This is a genomic window from Pontibacter brevis (assembly GCF_054779655.1).
Genome location: NZ_BAAGXV010000079.1, coordinates 18,241 through 39,931, shown reverse-complemented (window position 1 = coordinate 39,931; position 21,691 = coordinate 18,241). Strand labels below are relative to the sequence as shown.

18 protein-coding genes are annotated in these 21,691 nt (G+C 49.1%); 9 read left to right on the top strand and 9 right to left on the bottom strand.

Features of this window, described 5'->3' with window-relative positions; all coding sequences use genetic code 11:
- The first annotated feature begins 684 nt into the window (after positions 1-684).
- The 3 genes from ACYVB1_RS16425 (at position 685) to ACYVB1_RS16415 (ending at position 6,208) form a co-directional block, all read left to right on the top strand.
- On the top strand, positions 685-3,954 hold the full coding sequence (locus ACYVB1_RS16425) for a SusC/RagA family TonB-linked outer membrane protein (RefSeq protein ID WP_460924879.1): 3,270 nt from the start codon (positions 685-687) through the stop codon (positions 3,952-3,954).
- Positions 3,955-3,973: 19 nt separating this feature from the next.
- Positions 3,974-5,371, top strand: a complete 1,398-nt coding sequence (locus ACYVB1_RS16420) for a SusD/RagB family nutrient-binding outer membrane lipoprotein (RefSeq protein ID WP_460924877.1) — start codon at positions 3,974-3,976, stop codon at positions 5,369-5,371.
- Positions 5,372-5,611: 240 nt separating this feature from the next.
- Entirely contained in the window at positions 5,612-6,208 is a 597-nt protein-coding gene (locus ACYVB1_RS16415) for a ribonuclease HII (protein ID WP_460924876.1), read from the top strand.
- Positions 6,209-6,251: 43 nt separating this feature from the next.
- Here ACYVB1_RS16415 and ACYVB1_RS16410 read toward each other — a convergent pair whose 3' ends face one another.
- Positions 6,252-6,692 (bottom strand): response regulator, encoded by a 441-nt coding sequence (locus tag ACYVB1_RS16410; protein ID WP_460924875.1) that lies wholly within the window; start codon positions 6,690-6,692, stop codon positions 6,252-6,254.
- 48 nt (positions 6,693-6,740) lie between these two features.
- On the bottom strand, positions 6,741-8,201 hold the full coding sequence (locus ACYVB1_RS16405; protein WP_460924874.1) for a sensor histidine kinase: 1,461 nt from the start codon (positions 8,199-8,201) through the stop codon (positions 6,741-6,743).
- A gap of 372 nt (positions 8,202-8,573) precedes the next feature.
- On the opposite strand from ACYVB1_RS16405, the gene gcvT reads away from it, so the two are divergent.
- Both gcvT and ACYVB1_RS16395 read left to right on the top strand, forming a co-directional pair.
- Complete coding sequence (gcvT, locus tag ACYVB1_RS16400) at positions 8,574-9,662, top strand: glycine cleavage system aminomethyltransferase GcvT (protein ID WP_460924873.1); 1,089 nt, start codon at positions 8,574-8,576, stop codon at positions 9,660-9,662.
- A 70-nt stretch (positions 9,663-9,732) separates the two neighbouring features.
- Positions 9,733-10,452: a 2-phosphosulfolactate phosphatase gene (locus ACYVB1_RS16395; protein ID WP_460924872.1), complete on the top strand. Its 720-nt coding sequence runs from the start codon at positions 9,733-9,735 to the stop codon at positions 10,450-10,452.
- A gap of 219 nt (positions 10,453-10,671) precedes the next feature.
- On the opposite strand, the gene ACYVB1_RS16390 is transcribed toward ACYVB1_RS16395, so the two are convergent.
- The 4 genes from ACYVB1_RS16390 to ACYVB1_RS16375 all read right to left on the bottom strand — a co-directional run bounded on the left by ACYVB1_RS16390 (position 10,672) and on the right by ACYVB1_RS16375 (position 13,248).
- Entirely contained in the window at positions 10,672-11,001 is a 330-nt protein-coding gene (locus ACYVB1_RS16390; protein ID WP_460924871.1) for a nucleotide pyrophosphohydrolase, read from the bottom strand.
- Between the two features lie 15 nt (positions 11,002-11,016).
- The gene (locus tag ACYVB1_RS16385) at positions 11,017-11,937 is read right to left on the bottom strand and encodes a hypothetical protein (RefSeq protein ID WP_460924870.1); all 921 of its coding nucleotides are present in this window, start codon (positions 11,935-11,937) and stop codon (positions 11,017-11,019) included.
- A gap of 97 nt (positions 11,938-12,034) precedes the next feature.
- Complete coding sequence (dtd, locus tag ACYVB1_RS16380) at positions 12,035-12,487, bottom strand: D-aminoacyl-tRNA deacylase (protein ID WP_460924869.1); 453 nt, start codon at positions 12,485-12,487, stop codon at positions 12,035-12,037.
- A 44-nt stretch (positions 12,488-12,531) separates the two neighbouring features.
- Complete coding sequence (locus tag ACYVB1_RS16375; RefSeq protein ID WP_460924868.1) at positions 12,532-13,248, bottom strand: hypothetical protein; 717 nt, start codon at positions 13,246-13,248, stop codon at positions 12,532-12,534.
- Between the two features lie 77 nt (positions 13,249-13,325).
- On the opposite strand from ACYVB1_RS16375, the gene ACYVB1_RS16370 reads away from it, so the two are divergent.
- Positions 13,326-14,228 (top strand): ATP-grasp domain-containing protein, encoded by a 903-nt coding sequence (locus ACYVB1_RS16370; protein WP_460924867.1) that lies wholly within the window; start codon positions 13,326-13,328, stop codon positions 14,226-14,228.
- Between the two features lie 20 nt (positions 14,229-14,248).
- Here ACYVB1_RS16370 and ACYVB1_RS16365 read toward each other — a convergent pair whose 3' ends face one another.
- On the bottom strand, positions 14,249-15,130 hold the full coding sequence (locus ACYVB1_RS16365) for a universal stress protein (RefSeq protein WP_460924866.1): 882 nt from the start codon (positions 15,128-15,130) through the stop codon (positions 14,249-14,251).
- Positions 15,131-15,298: 168 nt separating this feature from the next.
- On the opposite strand from ACYVB1_RS16365, the gene ACYVB1_RS16360 reads away from it, so the two are divergent.
- The gene (locus tag ACYVB1_RS16360) at positions 15,299-18,007 is read left to right on the top strand and encodes a hypothetical protein (RefSeq protein WP_460924865.1); all 2,709 of its coding nucleotides are present in this window, start codon (positions 15,299-15,301) and stop codon (positions 18,005-18,007) included.
- A 94-nt stretch (positions 18,008-18,101) separates the two neighbouring features.
- On the opposite strand, the gene corA is transcribed toward ACYVB1_RS16360, so the two are convergent.
- On the bottom strand, positions 18,102-19,232 hold the full coding sequence (gene corA / locus ACYVB1_RS16355; protein ID WP_460924864.1) for a magnesium/cobalt transporter CorA: 1,131 nt from the start codon (positions 19,230-19,232) through the stop codon (positions 18,102-18,104).
- 30 nt (positions 19,233-19,262) lie between these two features.
- Positions 19,263-19,877, bottom strand: a complete 615-nt coding sequence (locus tag ACYVB1_RS16350; protein ID WP_460924863.1) for an IMPACT family protein — start codon at positions 19,875-19,877, stop codon at positions 19,263-19,265.
- Positions 19,878-20,117: 240 nt separating this feature from the next.
- Here ACYVB1_RS16350 and ACYVB1_RS16345 point away from each other — a divergent pair, with 240 nt between their 5' ends.
- The gene (locus ACYVB1_RS16345) at positions 20,118-20,531 is read left to right on the top strand and encodes a sugar 3,4-ketoisomerase (protein WP_460924862.1); all 414 of its coding nucleotides are present in this window, start codon (positions 20,118-20,120) and stop codon (positions 20,529-20,531) included.
- Between the two features lie 15 nt (positions 20,532-20,546).
- Positions 20,547-21,653: a DegT/DnrJ/EryC1/StrS family aminotransferase gene (locus ACYVB1_RS16340; protein WP_460924861.1), complete on the top strand. Its 1,107-nt coding sequence runs from the start codon at positions 20,547-20,549 to the stop codon at positions 21,651-21,653.
- Positions 21,654-21,691: the final 38 nt, after the last annotated feature.

Sequence of the window (21,691 nt, the reverse complement as noted above, 5' to 3'; positions counted from 1 at the left end):
CCTCTTTCTGTTTAACTTCTATGGTAAAAGCAAGTAAATTTTCACCTGGCCTTGGTGATTAAGCACTCTTTTTTTCCTTAATCAAGGAAAAGATATAAACGTCCTTTCCATTATATAAATACAATTTTTGTGAGCTGTAGTCTTTGGTGCTTTTCCGAATTAGTATAGGACATTACTTTCTTGTGCCATTTTTTTAAAAATATAACTATTTGTTTACCTAATAGTCAGGCTTGGATTGTACTTAAGAGTGAGTGCTTGCTTATTTTGATGTGGTTTATTAGTGCCTTTAACAAAGAACACAGGCTTTTATTGTTTAAACATTAATACAGGGCAGCTTTTTTTAAAAAATTCACTTTTTTAAGGACCTTGTTTGCTTTTGATGATAATAGTATCTAATATTGAAATATAGTAAATACTATAAGATATCAGAAAGAAGCAAAACTCGCATTGCTCAGTAAAACAACAACAGATAATTCATAGTATCCTAATGCTGATTCCATTCTTTGCATTAGCCTACTCTATCTGCTGAATAATATAATTAAAAAAAGGCAAGTAACCGCAGTTTTTGTACTGTGGTTTTGAGAAAAACGACAGCACTTAAAAAGTGCTGATAGGATTGTATTGCCTGAAATTTATAATAAATTTCTATTTTTTTATTTTGTTCACCTTAACTACAAACAATCAATGAGAAAAATTTTACTCATGAGTTTTGTCCTGGTGCTCACGCTTTTACAACAAGTGTATGCACAGAGCAGAACGGTTACTGGTACGGTTACTGACCAGGCCACATCGCAAGGGCTACCAGGGGTAGCAGTGATAGTAAAAGGCACCACTGTCGGAACGGCCACTGGCCCGAATGGTTCTTATACTATTAACGTTCCTGCCAATGGCAGCACGCTTGTTTTCCGTTTTATCGGTTATGAAACAGCAGAACGGGCAATAGGTAATTCATCAACTATCAATGTTGACTTACGAGTTGATAATAAACAACTCCAGGAAGTTGTAGTAACTGCACTAGGCTTCAAAGAAGACAAAGACAAAATCGGTTCTGCTACCAGCCAGGTATCAGGTGCGAGAGTAGCGCAATCAGGTGAGACAAGTGCTGTAACCGGTCTTTCTGGTAAAGCTTCCGGCGTTCAGATTACCAGATCATCCGGAGACCCAGGTGCCGGTGCTTATATCCAGATTCGTGGCCAAAGTACTATCACCAGCTCTGTACAGCCCCTCATCATCATTGATGGTGTTCCTGTAAGCAACAGCTCGCTTGGCTCAGGTGTTGGTGGTGTTGTGCAGCAGTCCCGCTTAAATGACATCAACCCGAACGATATTGCTTCTATCCAGATTTTGAAAGGTGCCTCTGCTGCTGCGCTGTGGGGATCACGCGCCGCTAATGGTGTAATGGTTATCACTACCAAAAGAGGTGCATCAGGCAAAGGCAAAATCAATATTGGCTATGATGTAACATACTCCCTGGATAAAATCAGCTACACGCACGATTTACAGGATATTTATGGACAGGGTTCAGGAGGCGTTTACAGCCCTACCTCATCTTTGTCTTTCGGAGACAAAGTCGCAAACAGATCAGGTGGAGCCGACGCTGTAAATACTTCAGGCCAGCGTTTTGTGGCAGAGGATGGCACCGTGTATTATCCAATCACCCAGAAGAACGACCGTTCTACTTTCCTGGATGAGAACTTTGACGCTGTTTTCCAGAACGGACACTTCCTTGAGCAAAACCTGAGCTTCAGTGGTGGTGATCAGGATGGCAACTTCTTTGCAAGTATCTCTGACCTGAACCAGGAAGGTATAATCCGTAACAATAGCGATTATCGCAGAACAACTGCCCGTATCAATGCTGAGAAGAGGCTTTCCAATACATTCAAGGCAAGTGGTAACGTAACCTACTCTAAAATAGGCTCTAACCGAATTCAGCAGGGTTCTAACACCTCAGGCTTATACCTGGGTTATCTGCGTAATGCGCCGGATTTTGATATCAGAGATTACAAAGGCACCTATTTTAATGCAGCAGGCGACGCTTTCTTAAACAGACAGCGCTCTTACAGAAGATACCTTGGTAACGCTGCAAGCCCGATATACAACAACCCGCTCTGGACGATTAATGAACAGCGCAACACAAGTGACGTTAACCGTTTCATAGGTGCTTTAGAACTAAACTACGAGCCTACCACATGGCTTAACTTCATTGCCCGTGCAGGTGCTGACCACTATACAGACCAGCGCTTGACTTTCTTCCCGCTCAACTCAGCTGAAAACGGAGGTAACGGTTCTGCAACTGAAGAAACAATTGCGGAGACACAGCTTAACGCGGACTTCATAGCGCGTGCAAACCACTCATTTGGCGACCAGTTTACCGGAAGCTTCCTGTTGGGCATGAACCTGAACCAGCGAACTTACAATGAAATAGGGGCTACATACCGTAACTTCATTCTGGGGCAAAGCATCAGTGATTTCTCTAACGCAACAAATGAAAACACGGTGCCTACAGACTGGGAGTCTACCCGCCGTAACTCTGCTGGCTATGCCACTGCTACTTTCGGGTACAACGACATGCTTTACCTGAATGCCTCCGGCCGATTAGAAGCAGCTTCTACTTTTGGTTCACAGGCTAAAAGCGCATTCTTCTATCCTTCTGCTGATGTAGCTTTCCAGTTCAGCAAGCTTGCTCCTTTTGTAGGAAGTGAATTCCTGAGCTTCGGTAAACTACGTGCAGGTTATGGTGAAGTGGGTGTTGAGCCAAGCCCTTACCTGACAACTGATGACTGGGTGCCTGCATTCTTCGCAGAAAGCTGGGGTCCTGGTCTTGATGCCAATGCCTATACAGGTGCTTTCGTAAGAAACGATGTGCAGGGTAACCCGGAACTTAAGCCGGAGCGCAAGAAAGAGATTGAATTCGGTACAGACCTTCGTTTCTTCTCTGACCGTTTGACCCTGAACGCTACATATTATAGAAATGAGACGGTTGACGCTATTTTCTCCCTGCCTGTTGCGCCTACTTCTGGTTACCTGTTCAAAACTGCCAACGCAGCCACACTTGAGAACAGAGGTATAGAAATAGAGTTCGATGGTAAGGTTGTGACCTCAGGTAGCTTTAACTGGAGCATTGGTGGTAACTGGACAAGAAACCGCAACGAGGTAACAGACCTGAGAGGAGTAGAGTCTCTGTTCCTGGCAGGCTTCACGGGCGTATCTTCAAGAGCTGTTGAAGGCCAGCCGGTTGGTGTACTGTGGGGCGGCAGATACGAGCGCAATGAAGACGGTGGTATTGTTACAGATGAGTATGGCTTCCCGGTTACTGCAGCTACTGAAGGTGTAATTGGCGACCCGAATCCAGACTGGAGAGGCGGCCTGAACACAAGGCTGTCATACAAAGGCTTCAGCTTATTCACCTTATTTGAATTCTCTCAGGGTGGTGATATCTGGGCTGGTACAGAGGGCGTACTGCGTAACTTTGGTACATCAGCTCACACAGCTGTGGAGACAACACTTTCTGCGCAGGAAGCTGCATCTACTTATGTGTATGGCGGCAACCTGATATCTGATGTTTATGCTCCTAATACAGACGGCTCTTATACCTTCCGTGGCAGAATCGAAGACTTTGGCGGCGGCAATGTTGCGCTGGACGAACGTTACTATACTACTATTGGTGGTGGCTTTGGTACAAACGGCGAGCAGTTTATTCAGGATGCTTCCTGGAGCCGAATCCGTGAGATGACGCTTTCTTACACCCTGAACAGCGAAGGTTTCAGAAATCTTACAAAGCTTCAGTCGGTTCAGTTCTCTCTGACTGGCCGTAACCTGGCTATCTGGTCGAAGGAGTTCAGAGGAGTTGATCCTGAAACTAACCTGACAGGTACAGGTAACGGACGTGGATTGGAATACTTCAACAACCCTGGTACCAAGTCGTACTTAGCGTCCATCAGAGTTAATTTCTAATACATCAATCTAGATATTTATGAAAAAGATATTAAAGTATATATCCATCTTTTCACTGGCTGTGTCTGTAATGGGATGCGAAAGCTTTGTGGAAGGTTTCGAAGAGGATCCAAATAACCCTAGTGGCAACTCGGTGGATGTTAACAACATGATTCAGGGTGTAATGCTGGGCGATGCGCTTCTTCATGAAGGCGAAATGGCGCGTATGGCCGGTATGTGGGTAGATCAGTTTACCGGGGCTGACAGGCAGTACATGAACATAAACCAGTACCTGGTTACTGCCGGCGACTTCGACAGCCCCTGGTCTACTATTTACTACGCTACCATCACACAGGCTCGCCTGGCAAAGATAAAAGCCAGAAATGAGCTGAACCCGAAGGTTGAAGGCGTGGCGCAGGTGCTGGAGGCACATGCTGCCGGTACTGCTACTGCTTTGTTCGGAGATGTACCTTTCTCTGAAGTAACGATAGAAGAGAATCCTGCATTCGACCCACAGGAGCAGGTATATGCAGACCTGCAGTTGTTGCTGGACTCTGCCATCACAAACCTTGAGTTGAACAGAGGTGTCCTGAGAGGAGAGAAGGATATTTACTACGCAGGCAATGCGCAGCAGTGGCTGCGCGCCGCCTACACACTAAAGGCCCGCTATTACATGCATACCGGCGACTACGCAAGTGCAGAGGCAGCAGCTTTGCAGGGTATCTCTTCTCCGGAGGGCAACATGACGACGCCTCATGGGGAGTCTTATTACAACGTAAATGTTTTCTACTCATTTGGCGAGCTGGAAAGAGCTGGCTACATGACGGCAGAAAATGCGTTTGCACCTCAGTTGCTTGATCCGGAGCAGGCGGGTACCTTCGCCAGAAACCGCAACAATGCAAAGACGGATGAAACAGCCCGCTTTAACTATTACTACACAGGAGAACCAGGAAGTTATGACTTGAATTATGCTGATGAGGCAGCGTTCGGTTACAACCAGGCTTACCCAATGCTGACGTATGCAGAGACGCAGCTTATCATTGCGGAGGCTCGTGCCCGACAGGATAATCTGACAGGTGCAATCGAAGCCTTAAATGCCCACAGAAGAGCACTTAACAGCGAGTACGGAGAAGGCTCTTACCAGCCATACCTTATCACTGACTTTGCTCCTGTTATAGGAATTGAGAACCCAACCGGGGTATCAGTAAAGCAGGCACTCTTAACTGAAATTCTGGAGGAGCGCTACGTAACGTTCATCGGAAACATAGAAGCGTTCAACGACGCCAGAAGAACAGATAATCTTATCAACATACCGGTTAAAGGAACAGCCAGCCAGTTACCAGAGCGCTTCCTGTACCCACAGGACGAGGTTAACTCGAACCCAAATACGCCTAGCCCGCTTCCTGGCTTGTTTGAGCCAACAGCAGTTAACAGATAGTAAAGCAGCTGTGTCCGGAAGTTGAAACACCCTTAGTTTACAGGTTCAGCTTACAGCCACAGTAATGAAAGCTCTGGGAGACCAGATGTAAAACCACCTCAAGGTAACCTTGTGGTGGTTTTTTTATAAGTAGTCTGTTTCCTGTACATAAAGTTGATTGCAAAATGCAGGAAGGATAATGGTGCACTTCTATAGTGTGAAAAAAGATTAAGTGCTAATTTTAAAAAACGATAGATAAGTATGCTGTTACCAAACCACAGTGGCTTTACCCTGGAGGCAGGGGTGGATGAGGTGGGCAGAGGCTGCCTGGCAGGTCCAGTAGTAGCGGCAGCCGTTATACTGCCCCCGGATTACCGGCACCCACTCCTGAACGACTCCAAAAAGGTCAGCAAAAGGCAGCGGGAGCTGCTGCGGGAAGATGTTATAAAAGATGCCGTGGCGTGGGCCATAGGCGAGGCTTCCCCGCAAGAGATAGATGAAATAAACATTCTGCATGCCACCTACCTGGCGATGCACCGGGCACTGGAACAGCTTGGGCAGGAGCCAGAGTACCTGTTGGTGGACGGCAACAGGTTCAAGCCTTACAAAGAAGTGCCTTTTAGCTGTATGGTGAAAGGGGATGGGCGGTATCTCTCCATTGCCGCTGCTTCGGTGCTCGCCAAAACGTATCGCGATGACCTGATGTGCACGTTGGCAGAAGCCCACCCGCATTATGGATGGGAGCAGAATGCAGGTTATCCTACAAAACTACACCGGGATGGGATTTTAAAATACGGTGCCACTGCGCACCATCGGCAATCGTTTACGCTGCTGCCAAAACAACTGGAGATATTCTGAGGTTGCTGTGCCGGAATCTGGGGAATCTAGTTCGGCACAACAGCTACTGCTTTAGTTTTATCAGGTCAAGAAACAGGCTGAAGCTGTCGAGGGAGGAATGGCTTCTCTCAAAACTGTCGAAGGAAAGCGGCTTTACAATATAGCCTGCCACATTCAGGCGCTGGGCAGCCACCCGGTCTACGTCTTCGTTCGAAGTGGTCATGATAAAGACAGGAATATGGCTGAACTCCGGGTCACGGCGCATTTCTGCCAGGAACTCGAGGCCATTCATTTTAGGCATGTTAATGTCCAGGAGAATGACGCTGGGGGCAGGTGACATCTTCTCAGCGCCTTCTGTTCCACGCAGCATGTTCAGGGCTTCACGGCCATTACGTGCCACCAGTAATGGAATGGAAACGTTTATCTTACTCAACTCCCGCTCAACATTCATAATATCCAGGTAGTCATCTTCTACTAAAAGGATATTCACCTCTTTATCACTCATTATATCGTTGTATTCTGATAAGAACTAAAACAAATTTACAAAATCATTTCACTTTTTAGGCCATGTAAAGGTAAATGTAGAGCCCTTTCCAAGCTGAGATGTAACCCTTATGGTACCACCCTGCCATTCTACAATCTTCTTTACAATAGTTAAGCCTACACCGGTGCTTTCCATAGCATCCCGTTCCTGCAGCGTCTGGAAAATTACGAAAATCCGCTCATGGTAGTCTGGGTCAATACCCGGACCATCATCTGAAACAGAGAATTCATAAAAATTATCTTTTTCATGGCAGGTTACCTGAACCAGGCCCTCACTTTTGTCATGATACTTGATGGCATTGTTTATCAGGTTGCTGAATACCTGCTGCAGCTGTATACGGATAGTGTACAGAATCGGCATATCATCCTGTACTTCTATTCGGATACCTGCCGGAGGAGCAAGCATATCTACAATCTCGCTGAGCAGTATATTTACATCTACTTCTTCCTCTATCTGCTTTGTACGGCCAATGCGGGCCAGCGCCAGGATACCATTGATCAGGTTTTCCATACGGTGCACCCGAATACGCATCATCATGAGGTACTCCTGCACTTTTGGCGGCAGTTGCGTGCCCATGTCTTCCTCCACCCAGCGGGAAACCACCTCAATGCCGCGTAGGGGGGCTTTCAGGTCATGCGATACCACGTAGGCAAACTGGTCGAGCTCCTTGTTCTTGCGGTCCAGCTCAGAAAATGTCTCATCAATGGTAGCCGACATACGGTTAAGGGAGTGTGAGAGCTGACTCAGTTCGTCGCGGGAATTGTCAATGATCTGTGTTTTGTATTCGCCTTTCGAGATTTGTTCGGCCAGCGTCACCATTTTGATAATCCGGCCTGTGATAAGACGGGTGATGTAGTACGCCCAGCTCAGCCCCAGTATAACCGAAAGGAGCGTGAGGATGGTGGAGAGTTGCCGGGTGTTCTTTGTACTCCTGCTGAGGCGTTCACTCCGCTCTGCCCGCACCTGGTATTCATAGGCATTAAAGTCCCGGAAGGAGGCCCGGATGGAATCCATTAATGCTTTTTCACCTAATACAAGGGACTCCAGCTTTGCATCAAATTCACGGGTATCCAACGTGTCAGCACGCTTTAGTGCTATGAGCGGCTCAACATATTCTCTCTGCAGGCGGTTTTGCAGGTGCATGATTTCATTTAACTTCTCCACCTGTTGCGGAGAGTCGGAGACATATTTCTTTGTGTCATCAAACAGTTGGGGCAGCAGGTTTTTTGCCTGTACATAGGGCTGCAGAAAAGTCTCATTGCCGTTCAACAGAAAGCCACGCAAGCCCGTCTCCATGTCAATAACATTACGTTGCAGGGAGGCTGAGTTGCGGACTACCACCTGGGAACGTGTCACCCATAAGGTGTTATCGATAACATCTTTCGACAGCCGGTAGTTAACAATAGCCACCGCTGTAAAGAGAAGTGAAATAAGTAAGAAGCCTGCAAAAAGTTTAAAAGAGAGTTTCATTTAAAGGGTGCTTTTCCTCTACCTTAAAGGCATGCAACAGCATGGCTGAAATTTAAAGGTACAACAGTTTTCTGAAGTTTGTAAGCCTGCCGGAGCCGCAGCGCCAGCACAGGAGGGGAAGTAGCATTGAAATGCGCAGCCTGCGTAGTTCATAAAAAAGTAAAAACGGCATCAGCATAAAAAGCGAAGCTAAATCAATGCAAAGCAATACGCTAGAAGAAAAGGAATGTTGTAGCAGTAGCAGCTTCTGTGCCTGTTTCAAAAAGCCGTTTTGCTGTAACGGCAGGGCAGGCAGTGGAGGTTTTATTTCGGAAGCGGATTTAATTTACTTAATTTTACCCCACAATTACGCTGAACCTCACATAACACCGCATGGAACTTAAGAAAATTGCTTTGAATGATGTGCACGAGGCATTGGGTGCCAAAATGGTGCCTTTTGCAGGCTACAACATGCCAGTGCGCTATTCGTCTGATATAGAAGAACATAACGCCGTTCGTAATGCCGTTGGTATCTTTGATGTGTCGCACATGGGCGAGTTCATGCTGCGTGGCCCACAGGCCCTGGACCTGATTCAGCGTATCACTTCGAACGATGCCTCTAAGTTAACAGATGGGAAAGTGCAGTACTCCTGCTTCCCAAATGAAGAGGGCGGTATCGTGGACGACCTGCTGGTGTACCGTTTCAGCGAGGAAGAATACATGCTGGTGGTAAATGCCTCCAATATTGAGAAAGATTGGGCTTGGGTGAACAAGTTTAACACCAATGGTGTGGAACTGGAGAATATCTCTGACGAGGTGTCGCTGTTTGCAGTGCAGGGTCCTAAGGCGATAGAGGCGCTACAGCCATTAACCGGTATAAACCTGGCAGATATGGTGTACTATACTTTCGAGAAAGGGGAGTTTGCCGGGGTGCAGGATGTTATTGTCTCAGCGACAGGCTATACCGGGTCTGGTGGTTTTGAGATTTATGTAAAGAACCAGGATGCAAAAGCGGTGTTCGATGCCATCATGGAGGCTGGGAAAGATGTCGGTATCAAGCCTATCGGGCTTGGTGCACGCGATACCCTGCGTCTGGAAATGGGCTTCTGCCTTTACGGGAACGATATAAATGACACAACCTCTCCACTGGAAGCGGGATTAGGCTGGATAACGAAGTTTGACAAGGACTTTACAAATGCGGATAGCCTGAAAGCCCAGAAAGAAGCTGGTGTTAACCGCAAGCTCATCGGTTTTGAGATGATGGAAAAAGCCATTCCGCGTGCACATTACGACATTGTGAATGCGGAAGGTGAAAAAGTGGGTGAAGTAACTTCTGGCACCATGTCGCCGTCGCTGGGCAAAGGTGTTGGTCTTGGCTACGTAACGAAGGAGTACAGCAAAGCAGGCACGGGAATTTTTGTCCGGGTGCGCAACAAAAACATGAAAGCACAGGTGGTGAAGCTGCCTTTTTATAAAAAATAGTTGTTGGTTATTCGTCGCCCGCTTTTCCAGGGAAAGGCAGTAAGAGGCACGGCAAACGATAAACAAAGACATGGCAAGTATAGATGTGTGCTACAGCCCGGAGCTGCTGCACTTATATGATTTAAAAGGAAAAGCAGTGGTGGCTGTAGATATTCTGCGGGCCACTTCTACCATGGTAACGGCTTTTGCACATGGCGCCAGGGATATATTTCCGGTGATGGAGCTGGAGGAGTGCCGTGCTTTTTCCGAAAACGGCTGCCTGACAGCTGCCGAGCGTAATGGCATAAAAGCAGAAGGCTTTGACCTTGGGAACTCTCCGTTCAGTTACATGAATGGTGCTGTAGAGGGGCACTCTATTGCTATCACCACGACCAATGGTACCCGTGCCATCCGTTTGTCGGAGGCTGCCGAGGAGGTGGTTGTGGGTGCTTTTCTGAACCTGCTCACAGTAGCCAATCATTTAAAAGAGCTGCAGCTGGATGTATTAGTAGTTTGTGCAGGCTGGAAAGGGCAGTTTAACCTGGAGGATACCTTGTTTGCAGGTGCCCTGGTAGACTGCCTGCAGGAGGATTTTTCTTTTGAAAACGATGCCACGCTGGCTTCGCTACACCTGTACCAGGCTGCCAAGTCCGATGTATTCACATTTTTGAGGCAGTCGTCGCATGTGCGCCGCCTCGAGAACCTGGGCATCCAGGAAGATGTTCAGTTTTGCCTGCAGCATAACCTGTACGAAGTGCTGCCCGTGTGGCGCCAGGACAGACTGATAGACCTGGCAGCCGTTGAGAGTTGATTAAGTTAGAAGGTTAAAGAGTTAAAAGGTTAGAAAGTTTCTTTTCTTGCTATACATAAAAAGAAGGCTCGCTGTTAACAGCGGGCCTTTCTTGCTTTGCAATCTCTTCCTGTTACGCTTCAGCGAGTCTCTAGACTCGCACCTACTTATGTCACCGAACGAATACCGGCGGCAGATTCAGCCTATTGTAACTTTCTAACCTTCTAACTCCCAGCCTCTCTACCTCTCCAGCTTCTTGTTGTTTTTGTGTCGCTCACTGTCGCGGGCGGTTTTCTTTTCGAGGTTTTTGCGCAGAGCCTCTGTTAAGTCTGTTCCGGTTTGGTTTGCCAGGCAGATGAGCACAAACAGCACGTCGGCCAGTTCATCGCCAAGGTTTTTGCCTTCGTCGCTTTTCTTAAAGGACTGCTCTCCATACTGCCGCGAAATAATGCGGGCTACTTCTCCCACCTCTTCGGTAAGAATGGCCATATTAGTGAGTTCGTTGAAGTAACGTACCCCGTTTTCCTGTATCCACTTATCTACAGTGGCCTGTGCTTCGGCTAATGTCATGCTGTGTCTGCTTATCTATTTACCAAATTTAACCACAAAATCGACATACGGTATGCCTATGAAGATAACATCGCGGGCAATGTCAGGGTTGTTCAGGAAAGCAAAGTCAACGGTAATCTTCTCTCCCATAAAGCGTAAGCCGTAGGAGTATACACCATAGTAGCCATCTGTTGGCACAAACCAGTTTTCTGTTACCAGCGCTGTTTTTCGCCCAACCCGCCGCATGCCACTCAAGGTAACCACAGGGCTTTCGGTAGCTTCTTCATTTATATACCCAAAGCCGGCGCCAAGTGTAAGGTTGTTGTCCCTGTTGCCATAGGTAACAATGCCATACCCGATTCCTAAGCCTGAGAAATCCAGGTCAACCCCGGCTGCGTTTACATACAGAACACCTGCCCCGGCATTCCAGTTTTCACTGATAGGGAACGTGTATTTAGGTGTGACATAAAAAATAGGTGTGCCGGAAAAGGTCGAAATCAATTCAAACCCAGCGCCTATAGTAAGCCTGTCCGTAATGCCATAGTTTACGGAGTTGAGGACTATGTACGTGTTCTGATAGTATGCTTCCCCTTTTTGCAGGCTAAAGGCAGTTGGGGAGAAAAGGTAGCGGGTAGCGTTTGGGTTCTCAAACCAGTACTGGCCGTTTTTGAAGTTTCTGTTGTCCAGGATCCGGAAGCTCCTGACAGCACTCATCAGAATGGTGATTTCACCGGCACTTTCAGTGAGCAGGCGAATGCCTGCTTCACTTTGGCCCAGGTATGTGCCCTGAATCACAGAGCCATCCTTAGTTTCTACAACCCAACGCTGTGGCGGTGAGGTTTGTGCCTGAATGCTGTCTGTTTGCTGTGCCAGCACAGCAGTAGTTGTACCAGGCCAAAAGGTAATACACAGCAAAAAGAGTACAGCCATGGAGGCTGTGCGTGATCTGCTAACCATAATCCGGAGGTAAAGCAAAATTGAACTGATTCCACAATTACCTCTAAATATATAGAAAAGCGCTATATTGTGAACTAATAAGAAGTTTAAAGTTTAACTATTCCTTGTTCTTAGTGTCTATTGCAATGGTGACAGGGCCATCGTTGAGCAGCGAGACCTTCATATCGGCACCAAACTCCCCTGTTTGCACTTTCTTCCGAAGGGCATCTTCCAGTAAGGTTACAAAACGCTCGTACAGCGGAATGGCTACAGCAGGAGGGGCAGCATTGATGTAAGAGGGACGGTTGCCTTTCTTGGTGCTGGCATACAGGGTAAACTGGCTGATAACCAGGATGTCACCCTGTACGTCCTGCACGCTCAGGTTCATTTTTCCTTCGGAATCCCCAAAAATGCGCAGTTGCGCTACCTTGCCTGCCATCCACTTCAGGTCTTCTTCTGTATCGTCAGCGCAGAAGCCTGCCAGCAGCAGCAAACCATGTGCTATTTCACCCTTAACCTTATTTTCTATAACTACGGAAGCCTGCGTTACCCGCTGAATAACAATGCGCATGATGTGCTCTGAATTGGTTTTGCGGCAAAGGTACCAATAGCACCCTAATCTACATACCCTTCGTAGCGGATGCGGCTTACTTTTCCATTCTTCAGGTAGAAGTGCAGCGAGGTAGGAGCGCCTTCGTGGTTTGAGGCTATGATCTGGTTGCTGCTCTGGGTAATAACCAAATCCTTGCCTTGTGCTTTCAGCCTGTTCAGAAGTTCTGCCTGGCTCATGCCCACGCGCAGGTTGTCGCGCAGCTTAATGTCAGCGCTCTGGATGTCGGCCACCTGCAGGAGCAACTCACCTGACTGGCTCGGGGCATAAAACTCCATCATGGAGTTGCCAAACCGGATCGTGAAAATAGTGTCGGTTACGTCAGTCTTGTGGCGGTTTTCGATGGCATCCGCATCCAGTGTTAAATCAGAGTCGATGCGGTCGATGTAGGTGCTCAGGCTGTTGCTCTGGCTGCGGCTGGCTACAAAAGGATTTCCTAACAAACTGATGGTAGCAGGTGCAGCAGGTGTACGCCGGCGGGTGGATGCAGTATCAGTTAAGGCAGTACCGCTGTGCTCGGCAGGCAGCAGGCGTTCTTCTTCTGTTGCCGTATCAGAGCTGCAGGCTACTGCAAATGTGTTCACAAAAAGCAACAGCAACATCAGGCGCACAGAAAGGCTGTACGTATAGCGGAGGCTACTGAAGCGGCGGATAAGCATGAGAGTAATGGTAAAGGTTGTGCAGGTAAGAACTATACTTACATACGAGATGTAGCCGCTCAAAAGTTATAGCTAAAACGTCTCCGCTGGTTGTTTGGCCCCGGGATAAAGTATAATTTTGTGGCAAAGATGATACAAAAATGAATACACAGCAAATAGCGCTGATAACATATACAGATACTGGTAACTATAGTGGTATCTCTGATGAGGAAAACAGCAAACTTTATGATTTGTTAAAAGAAAAAGGTTTAAATGTTTCTTTTCAGATTTGGGATAACCCGGCGGTAGACTGGAGCCGTTTCGACCTCATCGTCCTGAAATCGCCCTGGGACTACTTCGATAAAATCGATGCTTTTTATGCCTGGCTGGATGAGTTGGAGAAGCTGCAGGTACAGGTACTGAACCCGGTAGAGATTGTGCGCTGGAACGCAGACAAGCGTTACCTCCTGGACCTGCAGGAGCAAGGGGTAAACGTAGTGCCAACCGTTTGGCTCGAGCAGGGGGATACTTTTGAGGCAGGTAAGCTGTTCCAGCAATTTGGGGCCGCGAAAGTGATTGTGAAGCCTGCTGTAAGCGGCGGTGCCAAAAACACCTTTGCGCTGACTCTGGAGGAGGCAGAAGCAAAAACAGAAACCATAAACCAGCTGCTGCAGCAGGAAAGCTTTCTGGCGCAGCCTTTTTTATCGGAAATCAATACAAAAGGAGAGTGGTCCTTCCTGTTCTTTAACGGCACCTACAGCCACACGGTACTCAAAACCGCAAAACCCGGCGACTTTCGGGTGCAGCACTTCTACGGTGGCACCGTGCACACACCGGAGCCTCCTGCGGCACTGTTAGCAGCAGCACAGCAGATAGTGGACAAACACGCTCCCGGCTGCCTTTATGCCCGTGTGGATGGTGTAGAACTGAATGGAGCGCTGGCCCTGATGGAACTGGAACTGATCGAGCCATTCCTGTTTATGAATACGAGCGAAGACACCTTGCAGCGTTATTATGAGGCCCTGCGGGTGCAACTGGAAGAAGCTGCAAACCTGGTTTCATAAAAAAGAGAGTAGCTAGTGGCTTATGCCCTGTTGTGAAACACCAGCAGCGGTATATCAGCCTTCAGCACCAGCTTTTTTGTAAGGCTGGGGTTAAAGAAACCATCCAACAGGGAGCGTTTGCGGTTTGTAACAGCTAGCAGATCCACCTGCTCTCTTTCCACGAATTGCTGCAGGTCGCTGGCTGCGTCCTGCCCCTGTAGCAGCAGAAAGCGGATGTTGTCTGTATTTGTTTCGCGCTCCAGCTTTGCCTGCAGTTGTGCTAGTCTTTCATTATCCCCCTGCGCGGCAGCGCCTGAAGTAATGTGGAGGCAGAGTATGTGCGGGCTAAAGGGTTGTAACAACTGCTGCAGTGTCCTGATTGCCTGCGGGTCCGTTTCATCGAAGTCAGTGGCATAAAGCACATGCTTTATGTTATGGCTTTGGGCATGTTGTGGCACCGTCAGCACCGGTATGTGAACATCGTCTACCATCTTAGTGGTGATGGTGCCGAAGATAGAGCGGCTCAGGCCTCCTTCGCCCTCGGTACCCATAATGATCAGGTCTGGCTTAAAGCGCTGGGTTTCTTCCGGAATTACATCATCTGGTGAGCCCTCCGCAAAGGAGGTGCTCAGGTGTACCTGCCGGTTACCAGTCTTGTTTTGCAACTCCTGTCGCAGGCCCTCCAGTTTGCGTTGCTCCTCTCGTTCGTTCCGGTTGATGATGCGCTCAGTTGCCTTTTCTGTAGGAGTAATATTTTCCTTATCTTCTCCTTCCGGTACCTTCCAGGGAGAGGCCAGGTAGTCTTTAAAGCAGTGCAGCAACAGTATTTCTGCTTCTGGTGCTGCCGACGCAAGATTCAGGGCATACTGGCAGGCCTTATAAGTGCTATCCTCAAAATTTACTGGAATAAGAATTCTGAACATGGTAACGGTGGTAACAGTTAAGGTTTTATATACGTGGCAGCAGTTGCGATGTGTTGCTGTTTCTACGGCCGGGCCCATTATACAAACAGGGTTTGATGTTCCAGGCTGGCAGCCATTGCCCTGTTAAGTGAGAAAAATAAGTTAGTTTTGTTGTCGGGAACGCTTATTATGCCAAAACGCATTGTATTCTTCTTTATTGGCTTTGTTATACTTGCCTCGCTGCTCTACTACGGTTTTAACCGGTGGACTGAATCCAGGGAGAAGATAGACCTGTGGACATTAGTGCCGGAGAGTGCTGCGCTGGTTATAGAAACGAACAACCACGAATCCCTTGTGGCACACCTGCGCGAAACGGAGCTGTGGGAGAGTTTCTCGATGCTGCCCCTGGCGCAGCGTTTCGAGGAGAACCTGGCTGCCATAGACAGTGTAGCTCCGGGTAACGAGCGCCTCTCGCGCTTCCTCAACGAGAAAAACATTCTCACTTCCATCCATGTGGTGGGGCAGTCTGAGGTGGGGTTTGTCTACTATGTGCCAGTAGTATCTGTAGGAGAGCACCGTTTTCTGCGTACCCTCACCGAAAACATAAACAAAAGTGACGTTTTTGAGGAAAGTGCCCGTGATTATGAGGGCATGCTGCTCACCGATGTAGCCAATACACGACTTGGCAGTGGTTTTACCTACTTTACTTACCGGAACAACATTGTGCTCAGCCCTTCAGCTGTGCTGGTAGAGGAAATAGTGCGCCGTATCAACCGCTCGCAGTCAGCGTCCATCAAAGAAAGTTTCGGTCATACCGACTCCCTGGATAAACCAGAGGTATACGCCAACGTTTTTGTAAACTACAGGGCTATACCTGAATTGCTGGGGCTTTTCCTGAAAGATGACGTGATGCCGGAAGTACGCTACCTGTCTTCTCTTTGCCAGAATGCCATGCTGGAGCTGCGGCTAGGGGGGGACAAGATATTTGTGAGCGGCTTTTCGTCCCCGGAAGTACTTCAGGGTTCACTGCACCAGGTAATGCAGCCGCAAGAACCGCAACCCCTGGGGATAAGGGCTTACCTGCCGGGCCGCACAGCAATGTTGCTGCATTTTGGGCTGGAGGAAATAGAGCGGTTGCGTGTGGCGCAGCAAAACGAAGGCACCTACGCTGCTACTGTAGACAGCCTTGCTGCATCCTTCAGCCAGGAGGCTGCAATAGCCTACCTCGAAACAAACAGCATCAACGCCAGCCCGGAGAAGATAGTTTATGCGCACCTGGCAGACCCTGCCGTAACGGAGCGCATCCTGGCCAGCCTTAACCGGCAGGCAGCAGCTACACAGAGCACCTCCACAGCGCAGTATGGCAACTACACTATCCGGCTCCTGCCTGTGCCGGAACTGCCTGCCCGCGTTTTAGGAAGCTTGTTTAAAGGCTTTGAGCAGACTTATGCGGTGCTGATAGACGAATACCTGATAATGTCAGAGAGCAGAGCCACGCTTCGGGGCTTGCTGGATGATATTTCGGAGGAGAACGTATGGAGCACGTCGGCGGTGCAGAAAGGTTTTCTGGAAGAGACGCTGCAGGAAGCAAATTTCAGCCTCTACCTGAATACTGTGAATGCCTGGTACATCCTGAACAGGAATATAGAGGAGGTGGAGCGTGATGACCTGCTGCAGAACGCTTCTTTGATCAGGCGCTTCAGCCAGGTGAGCCTGCAGTTCTCTAAGGTGGAGCAACAGTACTATACCAGCCTTGTCATACGCAGGCCAGACCGCAGTAAAAGCAGTACAGCGCAGGATGTTTTTGCTGCGGAGCAGGTGCTGCAGTTCGATACCCGCCTTGGGAGCCGCCCTTACCCGATTCAGAGCGCAGTAGACCGCACCCGGGAAGTAGTGGTGCAGGACTCAGCCAATGTGCTCTTCAACATCACTGCGAACGGCAGGCGCGGCTGGGTAGATTCGCTGCGGACTTCTGTAAGGGGGATACAGCAAATAGAGTATGGCCCGGAAAAAAAGCTGCGGTACGTTTTTGCTACAGCCAGCCGCATCCACGCCATCGACAACCAGGGGCAGGAACTCGAAAACTTCCCGTTTAATTTAGGAGACTCGCTGAACATACAGCACCTGGCGGTTTTTGACTACGATAACAACGGGGAGTACCGCCTGCTGGTGGATGACAACATGGGTAACCTGTACATGTATGACATGCGTGGTGCGCCTATACAAGGGTGGCAACCCCGCCGTATGGATTATAAGCTGGCAGCCGAACCACAGCACCTGCGGGTAGGAGGACACGACGTTATCCTGGTGGTGCTGGAGAATGGCTACATCTACGCCCTCAACCGCCAAGGTGATACCTACCCCGGCTTCCCGATAAACCTGAATGCCCCTGTTTCTGCAGGAGCGGTGGCAAGAATCGGTGCCGACTTAAGGCGCACAGAGCTAACAGCCGTTACCCGGTATGGCAATGTGGTGACCTTTAACCTGCAGGGCAGGGTGCTGCAGCGGGAACAGTTACCACGCCCAAGCAAACGCGCCCTGTTTAGCCTGGTGCAGGAGAGCAGCGGCAGGTCCTTCATCATTGTGCGGCAGGAACAGGGACAAGTCACACTTTTTGACCAGGATCTGAATGAGCTGTTTTCGAAGCGGTACGTTACATCAGCCCCTAAAATTGTGCAGTACTTCCACTTCGGGGGTGACAACAGCCTGTTTGCTGTCACGGAAACCGGCCCGCAAAAAACCTACCTCTACGACAGGCGGGGAAGCCTTATCGGCAATCGCCCCCTGGAGAGTAACCAGCCTGTAACCATTTACTTCAACGAGGCATCAAACAACTACACGCTTTACAAGGTTTTCCGCCGCGAGCTGAAGAAAATTGATTTTGTGCTACCAGATTAGGTTAAAAAATCGAAACAAGGAATGGAATGCAAAAAGCAGCAGGGGCAGCTACAAATAGCTGCCCCTGCTGCTTTTTGCATTCCATTCTTATCTGTTAAAAGCGACTGAACCAGCCTTTTCGGTAGAAAAAGAAGAGCTGAAACAGGATAAGGGTCAGCATCAGCAACATCAGGACAGGATAGGCATAGGGTTGGTACAGTTCCGGCATACTGTATTCAAACACCTCGCCTGTTTCAGGGTCTTCCCGCGAAAAGTTCATCCCGTAAACACCGGCAATAAAGCTGAGTGGAATAAAAATACTGGAAATAATGGTGAGCACTTTCATGATTTCGTTCATGCGGTTGCTTACCGTGGCCATGTGCAGATCCACCAGACTGGATGTCATCTCCTTGTGGTTGTCTATCAGGTCAATAAGCTGAATGCTATGGTCATAGGCGTCCCGGAAGTATGCCTTCAGGCTTTCAGGAATCACATCCTCATCCATCCGAAGTAACTCCGTCATCTTATCGCGCTCCGGCCATACGATGCGCCTTAGTTTAACCAGTTCACTTTTCAGGTCCAGTATCAGCGTCAGGTTGTTTCTGGATGGGGTTAAGAGTACCTGCTGTTCGAGGTCTTCTATATAACCGCCAATCTCTGCCATCACCGGAAAGTAATAATCCAGCACCACATCCATCATAGCATAGGCCATGTACATGGTAGGCCGCTGTCTGATGATGCCTTTACCCAGACGGATGCGCTCCCGGAGCGGATCAAGGCAGTCGGCGTAGTCGCTTTGCAGGCTGAGCACGTAGTTTGGCCCGGTGAATAGTGACAGCTGTACATCTTCAAGCGATTTTGTTTCGGGTGACCAGCGCAGCATCCGGGAAATAATGAACAGCCGGTCTTCGTCGAACTCCTCCACCTTTGGTCGCTGATAATCGTTGATCACGTCTTCCATCTGCAGCGGGTGCAGCCCGAAATCATGTGTCAGTTGCTCCAGCACCGCCTGGTCGCCGTAGCCCCTGATGTCTATCCAATGGCGGGCATCAGGCTGAGACTTCACGCGCTGTAGTAGCTCAGTATAGGACTTCAGTTCCAGTTCCTCGAAAAAGTCCTGGTTAAACGAGATGAGGAAGAAACGCGGAGGAAAAGACTCTGTGGGGGCGCTGAATGATCCGGGTCTTAAGCCAACCTTACGCTCTAAAATCTTATTCCGGGAGCGGCGGTGTTTTCGTTTGGCCATTATGTAGTTAGAGAGTTAGGAAAATTAAATTCAGGAAGATATTTCACTCAGTACGTGTACTTCAACGCCTTCCATGTCTTCAAGTTTTGAGGTTATTTCCTCCTGCAGCTTTTTACGCACCTCCAGCGTCAGGCGGCAGTCCAGTTCGAACTGTTGGTCCCGCACCTGGAGGTCATATTCTTTGACAAGGCTCATCACATCGTTCATCTGCGGGTAGGCATACTTTGCCTGCAGCAGTACAGTTTCATGCTTTTCTACTATGGTGGCATGCTCCAGAGCATCGGCAGCGGCTGTTTTGTAAGCATTTATCAAGCCACTCACACCTAGTTTTGTGCCGCCAAAGTAACGGATTACCGCAATCAGAATGTTGCTGAGGTCAGCAGAGCGAATCTGTCCAAGGATGGGATCTCCTGCAGAATGATTAGGCTCCCCATCGTCGTTGGCACGGTAGCGGCCTTTGTCGGCTCCCAGGCTATAGGCATAGCAGTGGTGTCGGGCATCATAATACTGCTTCTTTAGCTCCGCCATCGTTTCCTTGACCTCCTCTTCTGTGTATACAGGGTAAGCGAGGGCGATGAATTTGCTGCCCTTCTCTTTGTACAGGCCTTCGGAGGGAGCCTCTATCGTTCTGTAGGTATCTTCCATTGATAAATAGCCGGCCGCCGCTAAGCGAAAATCAGTTGGCTTAACGACTGCCTGTTATGGTATGCTGCTTCTACAAAGCTAACCTATCTGTGCCCAAGGGCAAAATCACGGTTGCCTGCTACACTTTTTAGACTTAAAAGTTTTAATTTAGGGCACAGGCAGCCGCTGGTTTATTTAAAACAGACGAAGAACTGTGCTCCTTGTAAGACTTTATTTTAACTGCATTAAACAAGATACACTTTGCCGGCAAATCCATACCTTCTGCAATTCGACCGCATCGGTAGTCCTGCAACAGGCTACATCACCACCACACAGTACGCTGAAAAAGTGCCTTTTGCTATCCGGCGTGTTTTCTGGACCCACGGAACGCCACCGGATGTGGTGCGGGGGCACCACGCCAACAAAGCAACGGAAGAAGTGCTGGTTGCCTTGTCCGGGCAAATAAAAGTGAAAACTGACACGGGGCAGAAGGTGCAGGAATTTGTGCTGGCAGATTCCCAGACAGGACTCTACATCCCCGCCATGTGCTGGAACGAGATCTATTTTTCAGAGGGGGCTGTCGCTGTGTGCCTTACGTCCACGGATTATCATGCAGATGATTACATCCACGACTACGCATACTTCAAGAAGCTGGCAACCCACATGGCGCTGTAATCGCACTACCCGCTGATGAAGCCAATCCCTTACTTTGAGTTCAGAGACTTTCCATCAGGCAGTGAGTCCGCTATGCAGGCTGCTTTGATGGAAGCAGTTGCCAGTAAACATTACATTCTAGGGAAGCAGCTCTTTGCTTTTGAGGAGGAGTATGCCCTTTACCTGGGGGCTACGGCAGCAGTGGGGGTGGGCAACGGCTACGATGCTCTGGTACTGGCGTTGAAAGGAGTAGGCGTGGGAGCAGGAGACGAGGTTGTGTTGCCGGTGCACACCTTTATTGCCACCATCAACGCCGTGCTGAAGGTAGGGGCAAAGCCGGTGCTGGCAGAGCCGGATAGCAACACTTATAACATCACGGCTACTACCGTTTCCAAAGCTATCACCTCTAAAACAAAGGCTATACTGCCGGTGCATTTGTATGGGCAGGTGTGCGAGATGGAGCCCCTCTTGCAACTGGCAAAGGAGCAGGACCTGAAAGTAGTAGAAGATGCTGCGCAGGCGCACGGAGCAACTTGTAGAGGGCAGCAGGCGGGTACCTTCGGGCATGCCAGCGCCTTCAGCTTTTACCCTACCAAAAACCTGGGAGCTCTGGGCGATGCCGGTGCTGTGGTGACAAACGATGCTGCTGTGGCCGACTTTGTGCGGATGTACCGTAACTATGGAGAGGTACAGAAGTACCAGAGCGAGTTGGTGGGGGTGAACTCGCGACTGGACGAGTTGCAGGCGGCGGTACTTCGGGTAAAGCTTTCCTGCTTGGATCAGCTTAATGCTGAGCGGCAGAGGCTGGCAGCTGTCTACCTGCGGGAGCTGGAGGGGGTGGGCGATGTGTTGCTTCCGGCTACAGCTCCCGGATGCGGGCACGTTTATCATATCTTCAATATCCGGACAAAGCAGCGGGATGTTCTGCAGCAACATTTACGGAAGCAAGGAGTTCAGACTGCAATACATTACCCCGTGCCCGTGCATCTGCAGCCTGCCTATTCTTTTTTAGGTTATAGCGCCGGCAGCTTTCCTGTTGCCGAGGAAATCGCCGGAACCAGCCTGAGTTTACCGCTGTTCCCGGGGCTGCAGCAGGAAGAACAGGAGCGGGTGATAGATTCCATCAGGCGCTTTTTCAGGTAATTGCTGTTACCTTCGCTTTACGCCACGTACATTCGTTC